Origin of the sequence: Streptomyces chromofuscus, from assembly GCF_015160875.1 — a bacterium.
Taxonomy (GTDB): Bacteria; Actinomycetota; Actinomycetes; order Streptomycetales; family Streptomycetaceae; genus Streptomyces; species Streptomyces chromofuscus.
On record NZ_CP063374.1, the window covers coordinates 298,022 to 310,626 of the forward strand.

A 12,605-nucleotide genomic window follows, 5' to 3' on the forward strand; every position below is an offset into this window, starting at 1 on the left:
GTGCGCATGAACGATCGCGGAACCCGCGTCCTGCGACTGGACGCGCTGGCCAGGGTGGAGGGCGAAGCCGCCCTCCACCTACGCGTCGCGGGCGATTCGGTCGCCGAGACGCGGCTGCGGATCTACGAACCGCCGCGCTTCTTCGAGGCCTTCCTGATCGGCCGCGGCCACACGGAACCGCCCGACATCACCGCCCGCATCTGCGGCATCTGCCCGGTCGCCTACCAGATGAGCGCCTGCCAGGCGATCGAGAACGCCTGTGGTGTCACGGTGGACGGTCCTCTCGCGGAACTGCGCCGCCTGCTCTACTGCGGGGAGTGGATCGAGAGTCACACGCTGCACATCTACCTGTTGCACGCCCCGGACTTCCTCGGGCGCGCCGACGTCGTGGAACTCGCCCGCGACCAGCGAGCCGTCGTCGAGCGCGGCCTGAGAATCAAGCAGACCGGCAACGCGATCCTGGAACAGCTCGGCGGCCGCCCCATCCACCCGGTCAACGTCCGGGTCGGCGGCTTCTACCGAACCCCGGGACGGGAGGAACTGCGTCCGTTGGAGGAACGATTGCGGCAGGCCCGGGAGGACGCGCTGGAGACCGTCCGCTGGGTGGCGACGTTCGACTTTCCCGACGTCGTGTGCGACCACGACCTGTTCGCACTGCGCGACCCCGGCCGCTACGCGATCGACTCCGGAACACCGGCGGTCATGGCCGCTCAAGGCCAGGGCCCGGCGCTGCGCGAGTTCAACCTGGCCGAATTCGAACAGCACATCCGGGAAGGGCAGGTACCGCACTCCACGGCTCGCACGAGCGCACTCGACGGCCGCCGCTACTTGACTGGTCCGCTGGCCCGATACGCGATCAACGGCCGCTGGCTTCACCCCGTGGCCACCGAGGCGGCGCGGGAGGCCGGCTTGGGCGATCCGTTGACCGGCGCCGTCTGCCAAAACCCCTTCCGCAGCATCGTCGTGCGCGCCGTGGAAGTGGTACAGGCCATCGAGGAAGCCCTGCGGATCATCAGCAGATACGAACGACCTCCCCGCCCGGCCGTCGAGGTCCCGCCGCGCCAGGCTGCCGGCACCGGGGCCACCGAGGCGCCCCGGGGCCTGCTGTACCACCGCTACGCCCTCACCGAGGACGGCACGCTCACCGAGGCACGCATCATCCCGCCCACGGCCCAGAACCAGACGGCCATCGAGGAGGACGTGCGCAAGGCCGTCCAGGCGCGTCTGGAGACGGCCGGACCGCCCGCCGACGACGAGGAGCTCACCCATGTGTGCGAACGGGCCATCCGCAACCACGACCCTTGTATCTCCTGCGCCGCCCACTTCCTCGACGTCACCGTGGAGCGCACATGAGCGGCCGGGTCGTGGTGATCGGCGTGGGCAATCCCCTGCGCGGTGACGACGGGGTCGGTCCGGCGACAGTGGAGGCGTTGCGGGGCCTCGTCCCGGACGGAACCGTCCTGACGGTCAGTGACGGTGAACCCGCACGCATGCTCGATCTGTGGCGCGGCGCGGACACGGTGGTCGTGGTGGAAGTCCTCCGTGCACAGCCCGCCCGGCCGGGGAAGCTGCACACTCTCACAGCGGCGGACGCGGCCTCGCGAACAGCGCGTACGGCGAGCACCCACGCGCTCGGCCTCGGCGAGTGCCTTGCGTTGGCGCAGGCGCTCGGGCAGTTGCCGCAGAGGCTCGTGGTGCATGCCATGGAGGTGACGGACGTCGAACTCGGCGCACCCCTGAGTGAAGCGGTGCGGTCGGCGCTCCCCGAACTGGTCGACCGGGTCGCCGCTTCCGTCCGGCAGGCCCACGGACCGAACCACGAGCAGTAGAGGAGCTCTTCTCAGGGGCGCTCGCCGGCGCGCGAGCACGCGGAGGCGCTCCCGGTCGTGGACGCCGTGGACCATGGGTCGGCGTCGTCTCGGAGTCCGACCTGCCGGCCAAGGTCGCCTTCGAGGCATCCGGTCACCGGCCCGGCCGTATCGGCAGGCTGCGTGAGCGCCGGGTCCACGGCAAGGCCCGTGGCGACCTGGCCGCCGAGCTGATGACACGTCCCGCGATCACGGTGCTGCCGGGCGCGACCGTTGCCGAGGGGGCGTGGCTCGCGGCGCTGCTGCACGACCGTCCGGGCTTCCGGAGGGTGCGGCAGGCCGGAGGCGGGTCAAGGACGGGCCGGCCTCCGGTTGGCTCGTCCGCTACCGCGTTGCGCAGGGTCGGTCGGTCCCCGAACGGGCCATGTGGCCCCTGATGCGGTCGGCGCCGCGGCGCGACGCTGGTGGCGGAACCCTCACACCGGGAGGTGGAGACCGTGTCCCGAACCGTCACCGTCGGCCTCGACGACTCGCCCGAAAGCCGGGCGGCAGCCGAGTGGGCGGCTCGCGAAGCGTTGCTGCGTGGACTGCCCCTGAAAATCGTGTACGCCCAGGAGCCGACACCCAAACAAGTCGCCCGTACCCCGTTGCTGGACCTGGACAGTTATCGGCACTGGGCTCAGCAGTTGACGCAGGAGGCCGCGGACGGCATCCGGCTTCGTCACCCGGGCATCGAAGTGACCACCGAGCAACTGACGGGGACCGTGGCCGACGTCCTGTGCGAGGCGGCGGGCTTCGCCGAGCTGCTGGTGCTCGGCTCGCGGGGCCTCGGCGGACTCGGCGGTTTCATGGTCGGCTCGGTGAGTCTGGGTGTCGTGGCCCGTGCCGAGCGTCCCGTGGTGCTCGTTCGGGCCCAAGAGCAGGCCACCGACGAGCACAGGACGGACCCGGCGGGCGTGCCGTCCGCTGCGGCGCCGTTCCGTCCCGTCGTACTGGGCCTCGACATCGATCACCCGGACGACACGCTGCTGGAATTCGCCTTCGACGCAGCCGCTCGCCGGGAAGCTGCTCTACGGGTCATTCACGCCTGGCCCGCACCGGCCACGTCCTTCTACCGCTTCGCCGGTGACGTCGAACTCCACGACACGTTCGAGCGCGGGCAGGCCTCACTCCTGAGCAAGGTGCTGCGTGCCTGGCGGCAGAAGTTCCCGGACGTCGAGGTGATCGAGGCGAGCCGGTGCGGCAGCGCCGCCCAAGTCCTCGTCAACGGGTCCCGTGACGCCTCGCTGGTGGTCGTAGGCCGGCAGATCCGCACTGGCTCCTTCGGCGCTCACATCGGCCATGTCACGCACGCGGCCCTTCATCACATCACCGCCCCCGTCGCGGTCGTCGCGCACAGCTGAGCCGCCGCGCCGAGGAGAAGCACCCATGAAGGCAGCAGCCGCGCCGGCACACGCCGAGCCGCATGCCGAGGTGTCGGCACGCGTCCATCAGGGCGCTGCTCTGGTGTGTGTCCAGGCCCGCGGACACCACGAGCAGGGCGCGCACCCCGACCCTCCACACTCTTCGGCCACCTCGGGGACGGCTGCGGCCGGTATGGCGATCACGACAGGTCGGGCACGTGCGGCAGGTCGGCGACGGACCGGCAGGCGTGCACCCCGGCGACCACGACGGCCTCCGGATGGACGGCAAACAGTCGCCCGGCGTAATAACCGTTGTGGATGTTCCGCAGGATCGCGCGCGGACCGGTCGCGGTGGTGGCTGCCTTCGGAGGCAGCTCAATGCCTCACGGCCAGTGAAGAGACGTCCGACCGCGGGCAGGAGGCGGATGTGTCAATCGGCGCTGGGCCGCGCAAGAGGGGTTGGCGGCGTCGAGAGGTGTCACCCAATGGCTGTGGTCGCACCTGTCCCCGCCCCCTGGCCGCGGACGGCATGAGGCTACCGCCGGGGCGGCCCGCCCAGTCGCGTTCAGGGTCTGGCGAGCGGCGACCTGTCCAGGAGCACGATACCGGCCACGGCCATGGCCGCACCCAGCGCCTGCACGACCAACGCCCCAGTCGACGAAGCGAGTTGCTCGCCGAAGACCGCCACACCGATCAGCACGGCGGTCATGGGTTCCAGGGTGTCGATGAGCGGCAGACTGATGGCCAGCGAGCCGGCCTGGTAGGCGCTCTGCGCCACGATCAGCCCCGTCAGGCCGACGAGAACCACCGCATACGGCTCCCAGTGGGCCAGAGCCCCGAGCCCGTCGGCCCGGAAGCGTCCCGCCGTGCTCTTGGTCAGGCTGTCGAGCAGGGCCAGCAGCAAGGCCGCGCCGATCGCGTAGAGGGCCGTGCGCGTCGGCGCACGGCTCCGGCGTCCGGTCTCCGCCAGCAGCACCACCGCGCAGCTGATCGCAAGGATCACGGGCAGCCACTCACGCGCCGCGGGAACGGCCGAGCCCTCGGGAGACGGTGGCAGCGCCGTCAGGAACAGCGCCACGCCGCCTGCCGTGCAAGCGATCCCGGCCACCTCCAGGCGAGTCATTCCCACTCGGCGGCGCCACGCGAGCAGCGGCAGGGCGAAGAGGAGGTCGGTGGCCGCGAGCGGCTGGACCAGGATCAAAGGACCGAAGGCCAGCGCCAGACCCAGCAGCGCGTAGGAGGAGACGACCAGGATCATGCCTGCCAGCCACCTCGGACGGCGGCCCAGATCCAGCACGAGCCGGAGCCGCATCGACTCCCGCGCGGGTGCCTCCTGCGCCGCCTCCTGCTGGATCACCGACCCGACTCCGAAGCTCAGGGCAGCCAGCAGGGCGGCCACCACCGCGACAACCGTACTCATGAGCCGAGCTTTGCCGCAGGGAGGAACACGGCCGACTCCGACACGCTGGACGACGGGACCAGCCGGTGGGACCCGTCAGTCGTGGGCGATGACGGCGACCGGCGCAGGACAGTGGTGCAACACGGCATGGGCGACCGACCCTATGTGCGTACCCAGCGGGGCCCTGCGTGCGCGCCGGCCGACGACCACGAGGTCCGCATCGCCCGCCGCGTGCAGCAACCGCATGGTGGGACCGCCGACGGGCGTGCACTCCACGACGTCGACCGACGGAAACCTCTCCCGCCAGGGCAGCAGCATGTCGGCGAGGCGCCGAGCGATGTCGGGGCCCATGTCCCGCTCGGCCGCCGCGAGAGCGCAGGCGTCGCGGACGACCGGCGGCAGTGACCAGCCGTACACGGCCCGAAGGGTGCATCCGTGCCGTGCGGCTTCCTCGAACGCGAACGCGAGGAGGGCGTCGCAGGCATGGTGGACGTCCACCCCGACGACCACGTCGCGGCGCCATCGACCGTCCGGTCGCTCATCGTCCGGGTGCTGCGCCCCCCGTACGAGCACGACCGGACGGTCGGTGGCGCCGATCGTGGCCAGGCCGACCGACCCGACCAGGAAACCCTTGACGCGGCCGAGTCCGCGCGAGCCGAGCACCAGCATGTCCGCCTCGGCCGCCTGGGCGGCCAGGACCGATGCGGGGCGGCCGGACTGGCGCACCGTGGCGACCTCGATGCCGGGGCGGTCCTGGGCCACGTCGCTCGCGGCGTCGGCGAGCACTTTGTCCGCCCATTGATGCTGCTCCAGCGCGACCGACGGACCCGGCGCGGAACCCGACCACTGATCGACGAACACCATGCGCAGATCCACCCCGCGAAGCAGCGCCTCGTCGGCGGCCCATTCCGCCGCACGGAGGCTCTCGGCCGAACCGTCCACGCCCACGGTCAGGTGGCGAGACATGGTCTGGACCTCCCTTCGGCCGCGTCCACGACCTGGTTTCATCATGACCGCCCGGCGGCGCGACGGCAGCGCCACAGATCCCTGCTCGGTCGTGCCCCGAACCGGTCGGCGAGCACCACCACGCCCGGACCTCCCTCCCTGACCGGTGGACCGATCCTTCCTCTTGCCACGCCGACCACCTGCGTGACGTGTGGACACGGGCAGCGGCAGTGGTCGGGTTGAGCCGGTGCGCACGCACAGTGAGGCGAAGCCACGCCGCCGCGGCGACGGTTACGCCGTACGTCCGCGGCCGCCGGCCATTGCTACGGCCTCGGTGTGGCCGCGACCGGCCTGGATGCGGGCACCTGAACTTCCAAGTCCTGGTCGCCCCCCACCGCACATAGGTTTGGACGGCAGCACGACATCGGCTCTCGACTTCGTTGGAGAGGCCTCACACACCGCTCATCGGAAGAGTCGGGTTGACCAAACGAATCGCTCATGAGACAAAATCAGGCCTACTCACCCGTATCATCACTGCGCCAGACCACTACTGCCGGAGAACTCGTCCTCTGGAGTCGGTGACACAGGCGAAAAGGGCTTCGCAGCCACGGAACGAGGAGAAGAAGCATGACGACTGAAAACACGACTCAGGCCACCGAATTGGCGTCGCAGTACATCAACCAAGTAGCCGGCGACCTGGAACGCAACGCCAAGGAGCAGGATCGCATCGCGGCGGAAATCGCCGCGCTGCAGCAGCAGTTGACGGCCCTGCAGCATGACCACGCCGTACTGGTGAACGTGCAGCAGGCGCTCGGCATCGCCGCAACGGCGTCTGAGCCTGCACCCGCCGACAGCGCCACTGTGCCTTCTCCCCGGAAGAAGGCCTCTGATGCGCCTGGCAAGAAGGCGAAGGAGGCGGTGGCCGACGAGCCGACGGCAAAGCGCGCCACCAAGAGGTCAACGGCCAAGAAGCCCACGACCAAGAACGCCGACTCGAAGGCGGCTCAGCCCACGCTGGTCGAACTCGTCCGCCGCCACCTGACCGAACAGAGCGAACCGCGTTCCGCAGCAGAAGTCGCCACGGCCCTGAGCCAGGTCCACCCCGACCGAGGAATCAAGACCACGGTCGTGCGCACCACACTGGAGAATCTCGTCGCGAAGAATCAGGCTCAGCGCACCAAGCAGGGCAGCTCTGTCTTCTACACGGCCACGCCGGAGGATTCTGCGGGCAGCGCCGAGGACTGAAGCTCGGACGGCGTTCGTCCCCGGACGTGCTGCGGGACCAGTGAGTCCGCGAGCGCGCGGGCGCCGGCACGGTTGGCCCATCGGTATCGACCACCATCCACCCAGGCCGGACCGAGGTCGTGCCACGCCATGCTGTCGCCGCCACGACAAGCGCGTGGGCATCTCCCTCTCAACCATCACCGCGGCGCGACACGTCGTGGGCTCACCGCACCGGTCAACGGCGGTTGAGTACCGCACGGGCACCTCACCGGGGAAACGACGGCCGCCGGGCGGCACTTCGTCGTCGACGAGCGCGCCCGAAGGCCAGGACCTGTCCGGCCGATCGTCGTCGTAGGCAGTCGGGCACGATGCCCGGGTGAGCATCATCGTCACGTTCTTCGTGGCGCCGGACGACACGTCAGCGGCTCGGACCCTGCAGACAGGGCCGGAACGGGCATTCGAGTCGCTCTCGTTCGGCACCATCGATGCCGAAGAGGCCGTGGTCGAGTGGGAACGCCTTCTCGCCGGCGGCAGCTTCGAGGAACTCGTCGAAGCCGGTGAGCCCCGCATCATCGCCGACCAGGACAACGGAGGGTGCATCGTCTTCGCGATCTCACCACGCCTGTCCACGGCACTCGCGGACGCCGAGCACCCCCGGTTGCGTGACGTCGCCGCCTCGTGGGCTCAGCTGCGCGCGGAGGACGGCGAGGTCATCGATACGGAGATCGCCGAAGCGATCGTGGGTGCCGTGGCTGCTCTCGTCGGCAGCGCCCGACGCCGGAACGAGGGCGTCTACTGCTGGGTCGCGTAGGAGTACCTGTTCGGAGCCGGATGGCGACGGCCGCCGCGAGGGCGGTGCCGAGAAAGACGTGCCCGCGCTTGTCGTAGCTCCGTTCACGCGGCGGAAAGGGGTGGGAACAGTGGTGACGATGGTGCCTCTCTGAGCGCATGCTTCCCCCGGTCGAGTACACAAGGGATCATGAAGCATGCTCCCGGATGACTGGCAACTCAGCGAAGACGTCGACGATTTCCTCGCCCGAGCCGGAGACTTCCTGCGCTCTCGGCCTGCCCTGCACAACACGCCGCTGACCGACATCGAGAGACTGCGTACCCGCGGGGCGGACGCGCACGAGGCCGAAGGCCCCGTCTTCGGCAGACTGGAGTCAGGAGGCGAGATCCGCGCCATCTTCTATCGCACTCCGCGTGGCCGTCTGGGCCTCACACCACTCTCGGGCGAGCAGGCCGACGACCTCGCCGCTCATCTGGCCGACCTCGGCCACTCCCCCTCCAACGTCATCGCAGACCAGGACACCGCCACCGCCTTCGCCGAGGCATGGCAGAAGCACACGGGCGCAGCGCCAGAACTCTTCTGGCGAACTCATCTCTACCGTCTCGGCACGCTCACCTCACCGCGGCCGCGCCCAGACGGCCAGGGTCGCACCGCGGGTGGCGAAGACCATGAACAAGTCGTGCGCTGGTGCCGTGAATTCTGCGTCGAGGTCGGGGAGCAGCCTTCCATCGACTTGATCGACGCCGGCGCCTGGGCGGAGTCGCGTTTCGGCGACCGGCACTTCACGTTCTGGGAGACCCCGGACGGCACGCCCGTCTCCATGGCGGCCGCGACCTCACTCGTCGGCGGCATGGTCCGGGTGGACCCCGTCTACACCCCGGCTCATGCCCGGGGCCACGGCTACGCGGGCGCCGTGACGGTCGAGGTGAGCCGTGCCGCGCTGGCCGCGGGCGCGACGGACGTCGTCCTGTTCACCGACCCGGCCAACCCCACCAGCAACGCCCTGTACCAGCGGATCGGATACGTCCGGGTCGCCGATTTCGCCGGGTACAAGTTCTCCTACAGCGCGCAGGAAGCCGGTTAGGAAAAGGGAACTCCTCAACGGGTCGGGCACGGGGGTGCACTGTCGAAGCCGCTGGTCCGCGTCACTCACACCGCACACGCGTCGAAGGGCTCGGTCGCAGCCACTCGTTGATCGCGGCAGCCAGGACGGTCGCTGTTTGTCGTACCTGTGACCACGGCGCGGTGCTGCTGGTCGGTTGGTCAGCCGTCCGGTCGACGTCGCTGACGAGCGGCCTCGAACCGCCGGTCGTAGTCGGAGGTGGACAGGTCACGGCCGCGACTGGCTCTCCCCCACGACCACATCAGCGCGAACGGTCGAGTCGACACTCACATGATCAAGGGCTCCTGTCAGGGCCTCGAAGCGTCAGGCCCGCCCTGATCCGTGCCGCGTCGTCGTCCAGGTCCGCCCGGGACCGCTCCTGCCACCTGACCTCCAGACGGAACCGGTCGTCAGTGGTACGGGGGAAGACGTGCACATGAAGGTGGAAGACCGTCTGATCGGCTGCCTCACCATCGGCGAGGAAGACGTTCACTCCCTCACACGGCAGCCCTGAGCGCCGCAGCCCGCGCACCAGTAGGTGCACGACCCGGAACAGGTGAGCTGCCAAAGTCTCGTCGATGTCCTGCAGGCCTGTGGCATGCACGGTGGGAATCACGAGAAGGTCGCCGGGCGCGGCCGGGTGGATGTCCATGAAGGCCAGCACCTGCGGATCCTCGTACACACGGCTGGCGCGCACTCTGCCGGCGACGATGCCGCAGAAGGTGCAGGTGGGGTCCGTGGCGAACCATCCCATAGCACCAGCATGCGGCACCGGCTCGCCGTTCGTCCCCGTCGCACAGGGGCCCCGGGAGCCACGCTCCACCTGGCCGCAACCCCCTGCCGGCTGCCCGGTGGGCGTTGGCCAGACCGCGGACCGTGCTTCCTGGTGCAGTGGAGCTGCGGACGCACGCAGCGTGGCGGCAAGCGCCACCGCCCCAAGCCCCGCGCGAGGGCGTACGCGGAGGTGGTCGGGAGCCGCCGGGAAGCGCTCGCCGCGAGCCGTCCCTGAGCGGTCGTCGGCCCAGGTCACGAACCGGGATGCCGAGCCGTCCTCGACGTCGGGGGGACCCTACGAGGACCAGTCAGGTCTCCCCCAGCCCTCGCGGCCGGGTCCCTGACCGAGTGGTGGAGAGTGTGCAGGCGTCCCTGGGTCAGGGGGAAGCGGGGCGGCCGGACACCGAGGACGCGGCGACGGCCTCCGTCATGCGACGCTCGCCGCCCGGTCCCTGCGCCTCTCCGGCGCCGTCGCTCATTTCACGGGCGCTCGGGCCTCGGAGCGGTGGATCGTCGCGGTGAGGCGTCGCAGGGCGGCTTGGGCGGGTGGGCCCCAGGTGCGCTTGCCGCCCGGACGGCCGTGGACACCTGCCTCTCCGATGAAGATGCAGGCGAGGGCCTTCAACACCGCCCAGCCACGGGCACGACGAAGGGTCGCCGGGTCCGGGGCCGGCTGATATGCGGCATGGAACCGGTCGACGGCGCCGTCCGGCAGCAGTAGCCACGCGGCGGCGAGGTCGCAGGCCGGATCGCCCGCGAAGAGGTCACCGAAGTCGATCACGCCGCAGAAGGTGCCGTCCACGGTGAGGACGTTGGCCGGATGCAGATCGCCGTGAAGCCACAGCGCCGGCCCCGACCAGTCGGGAGCGGCGACGGCGTCCTCCCAGACGGCGCGGACGGCGTCCGGGTCGCGGATCAGCCGTCGTTCGGTGGCAGAAGCCAACTGCTGGGCGAAGCCCTCGGCACGGTCGGCCAGCGGACCCCCACGGTCCCGGCCGGTCGGCGCCCCTTCCGGAGCGGGTCGGTGCAGAGCGGTCAGGAAGGCGGCCAAGGTGTCAGCCGCCTCGGCGGGGCGCGTGGCGGGGGCACGGTCGGCGGGCGTGCCCGGCACCCAGGTGGTGACGATCCAAGGCCGTGGGAACCGCTCCGAGGGCTCGCTGAGGCGCTGCGGAACGGGGACCGGCAAGGGAAGGTGCGGGGCGAGAAGCGGAACCCACTCGTGCTCCTTGCGCAGCAGCGCGTCCGCGGACAGCGTCGCCCAGGGCAGCCGGACGGCCAGGTCGTCACCGAGCCGCCACACCTGGTTGTCCCAGCCACGCGCGCCGAGCCGCAGAGGGAGATCGGCCAGGCCCGGATGCTGGTCGCGCAGCAGATCCCGGACCAGCTCCGCGGTGATCTCAATCTCGGAATGCGTCATGCGCAGCCACGATAGTCGGGCAGAGACCCGCCGTTCGTGACGCCGACGTGCGGTGCTCTCTTGGACGCGACAGCGATCTCCTGCTCGTACGACTCGGCCGCCTGCATAGGTACCGACTCACGGCGCCGACGTCCCGCAGGGGTCAGCCCGCCCCCATCCGCATATCTCACACCACACGGGTACAGCCGCCCACCCACACCCATCAGGGGCTTCGCGAAGAGTCGCCCCGACGAGCTGAAGTCAGTGATGAGGTCCGCGACCACGCGGCCGACCTGAGCAGCGGTGACCTCGGCGACATCGTCGGCCGGCCCCGGCCGCAGCGCGTCCAGGATCTGGCACCACGAAGTCCGGCCCGACTTCAGCGCGGCGACGAACGGGTAGGGCCAGCCGGGCACGAACTGGTCCGACGAGCGTCCGCGACGGCCACAGACGTGACCAAGTGACTCTTTGGTCGAAGCACGGGACCAGACCCAGGCCGTGTTCACGTCCGGGAGATCCCCGAACAGACGATCAGTTCGAGGCACCGTTCGAGGCAAGACCTCGAAGAGCAACCCGGAGATCGACTCAACCGCAGGTCAGTCCAGTGGGTCGGGCCATTCATTGGCGGGCAGCAGGTCGCGGAGCCTCGCCGTTCTGCGGCGGCCCAGAACCACTTCGCTGTCGAGGTTCGCCGGGTCGATCTGGCGCATGAATTCCCGGCACCGGCCGCACGGCGGGAGGACATGCAAGACGCCCTCATCATTGCGCCACACGGCGACCACCTTCGCGATCCGGTACTCGCGGGCAGTCACCATGGCGGCGATGGCCGCGTGCTCCGCGCAGAACCCGGTGCCCGACCCGGTGTCGATACAGACGCCCGAGTACAGATTGCCGGCATCGGTGATCAACGTGGACCCCACATCGCCGAACAGCCGGTCACCCACCCTGTGCGGATTCAGCACGGCCTGAGCGGCAGCGATCAGATCATCGTTCGGCATAGTGATCACTTGGCGTAAGGTACCAACTCGCCCATCCCCAAGGCCACTGGATTCCTGCGGCAAGCCGCAGGCCAGACCCCGGAGGCACCTGCCTCGGACTCTCAAGGACTTGGCCTACAGCGGTCCACGAGGTCAAAGGTCAAGCCAAGTAGGTCTTTCGCCTCGCCTCGTTGAACTGAGCCCTACGGTCCGGGAAGCCGTTGATCACCATTCTGGAGTTTGAGGCCACTGAGGTTGTCTCAACGGTGATCACTTCTGATCCTGCCGGCGGAGGAGGATCGTGCAAGGGCGGCGGCCTACGCTCGCGCCATGACGATCACCTATGAGTGGCGGGGCGGCTTCGACAACGTCGCGGTCAATGCGCTGCATGCAGAGGGCTTCCATCACCCGGCCATGAATGTTGATTGGCTGACCCGGGTGCAACGCCACAGCCTCGGCTGGGTCTGTGCACGTGATAATGGTGAGCTCGTCGGCTTCGTCAACGTCGTGTGGGACGGCGGCGTTCACGCGTTCATCCTCGACACTGTGGTGGCGGGAGACCGTCGCCGGTCCGGGATCGGAGCCGAACTCGTCGCCGAGGCCGCCCGGCAGGCCTGCGACGCCGGATGCGAATGGCTTCACGTGGACTTCGAGCACGACCTGCGGTCGTTCTACTTCGACGCCTGCGGGTTCAAACCGACAACGGCAGGTCTCATCGCGCTCCGAGCCGGCCTCGCCGCACGACGCGCCGGCCACGGGCAGGCGTGAAGCCCCTGGTGGGACAGGC

12 protein-coding genes and 2 pseudogenes are annotated in these 12,605 nt (G+C 69.8%); 7 read left to right on the plus strand and 7 right to left on the minus strand.

Going from position 1 to position 12,605, the window contains the following annotated elements; translation table 11 throughout:
• The first annotated feature begins 6 nt into the window (after positions 1-6).
• From IPT68_RS01200 to IPT68_RS01210, 3 genes are all read left to right on the plus strand, one after another.
• Positions 7-1,353: a Ni/Fe hydrogenase subunit alpha gene (locus IPT68_RS01200; RefSeq protein WP_189697578.1), complete on the plus strand. Its 1,347-nt coding sequence runs from the start codon at positions 7-9 to the stop codon at positions 1,351-1,353.
• A complete protein-coding gene (locus IPT68_RS01205) occupies positions 1,350-1,829 on the plus strand; it encodes a hydrogenase maturation protease (protein ID WP_189697577.1) in 480 nt (159 codons plus the stop codon). The genes IPT68_RS01200 and IPT68_RS01205 overlap by 4 nt, the downstream gene beginning before the upstream one ends.
• 476 nt (positions 1,830-2,305) lie before the next feature.
• On the plus strand, positions 2,306-3,211 hold the full coding sequence (locus IPT68_RS01210; protein WP_189697576.1) for a universal stress protein: 906 nt from the start codon (positions 2,306-2,308) through the stop codon (positions 3,209-3,211).
• A gap of 55 nt (positions 3,212-3,266) precedes the next feature.
• Here the strand turns inward: IPT68_RS01210 and IPT68_RS33700 are convergent.
• From IPT68_RS33700 to IPT68_RS01220, 3 genes and pseudogenes are all read right to left on the minus strand, one after another.
• A pseudogene (locus tag IPT68_RS33700) lies at positions 3,267-3,549 on the minus strand (CoA-binding protein); the annotation flags it as partial.
• Positions 3,550-3,776: 227 nt separating this feature from the next.
• On the minus strand, positions 3,777-4,631 hold the full coding sequence (locus IPT68_RS01215; RefSeq protein ID WP_189697575.1) for a DMT family transporter: 855 nt from the start codon (positions 4,629-4,631) through the stop codon (positions 3,777-3,779).
• A 75-nt stretch (positions 4,632-4,706) separates the two neighbouring features.
• A complete protein-coding gene (locus IPT68_RS01220; RefSeq protein ID WP_189697574.1) occupies positions 4,707-5,576 on the minus strand; it encodes a universal stress protein in 870 nt (289 codons plus the stop codon).
• 606 nt (positions 5,577-6,182) lie between these two features.
• On the opposite strand from IPT68_RS01220, the gene IPT68_RS01225 reads away from it, so the two are divergent.
• From IPT68_RS01225 to IPT68_RS01235, 3 genes are all read left to right on the plus strand, one after another.
• Entirely contained in the window at positions 6,183-6,800 is a 618-nt protein-coding gene (locus IPT68_RS01225) for a hypothetical protein (protein ID WP_189697573.1), read from the plus strand.
• Between the two features lie 355 nt (positions 6,801-7,155).
• On the plus strand, positions 7,156-7,590 hold the full coding sequence (locus tag IPT68_RS01230) for a hypothetical protein (RefSeq protein WP_189697572.1): 435 nt from the start codon (positions 7,156-7,158) through the stop codon (positions 7,588-7,590).
• 175 nt (positions 7,591-7,765) lie between these two features.
• Positions 7,766-8,653 (plus strand): GNAT family N-acetyltransferase, encoded by an 888-nt coding sequence (locus IPT68_RS01235; protein ID WP_189697571.1) that lies wholly within the window; start codon positions 7,766-7,768, stop codon positions 8,651-8,653.
• Between the two features lie 313 nt (positions 8,654-8,966).
• On the opposite strand, the gene IPT68_RS01240 is transcribed toward IPT68_RS01235, so the two are convergent.
• From IPT68_RS01240 to IPT68_RS01255, 4 genes and pseudogenes are all read right to left on the minus strand, one after another.
• Positions 8,967-9,425 carry an HIT family protein gene (locus IPT68_RS01240; protein ID WP_189697570.1) on the minus strand — a complete coding sequence of 153 codons (459 nt, stop codon included), beginning with the start codon at positions 9,423-9,425 and terminating at the stop codon, positions 8,967-8,969.
• A gap of 495 nt (positions 9,426-9,920) precedes the next feature.
• A complete protein-coding gene (locus IPT68_RS01245) occupies positions 9,921-10,862 on the minus strand; it encodes an aminoglycoside phosphotransferase family protein (protein ID WP_189697569.1) in 942 nt (313 codons plus the stop codon).
• A gap of 245 nt (positions 10,863-11,107) precedes the next feature.
• A pseudogene (locus IPT68_RS01250) lies at positions 11,108-11,296 on the minus strand (NF041680 family putative transposase); the annotation flags it as partial.
• A 141-nt stretch (positions 11,297-11,437) separates the two neighbouring features.
• Positions 11,438-11,839, minus strand: a complete 402-nt coding sequence (locus IPT68_RS01255; protein ID WP_189697729.1) for a cytidine deaminase family protein — start codon at positions 11,837-11,839, stop codon at positions 11,438-11,440.
• Between the two features lie 309 nt (positions 11,840-12,148).
• On the opposite strand from IPT68_RS01255, the gene IPT68_RS01260 reads away from it, so the two are divergent.
• Positions 12,149-12,586, plus strand: coding sequence for a GNAT family N-acetyltransferase (locus IPT68_RS01260; protein ID WP_189697568.1), 438 nt, complete (start codon positions 12,149-12,151; stop codon positions 12,584-12,586).
• The last annotated feature ends 19 nt before the right edge of the window (positions 12,587-12,605 follow it).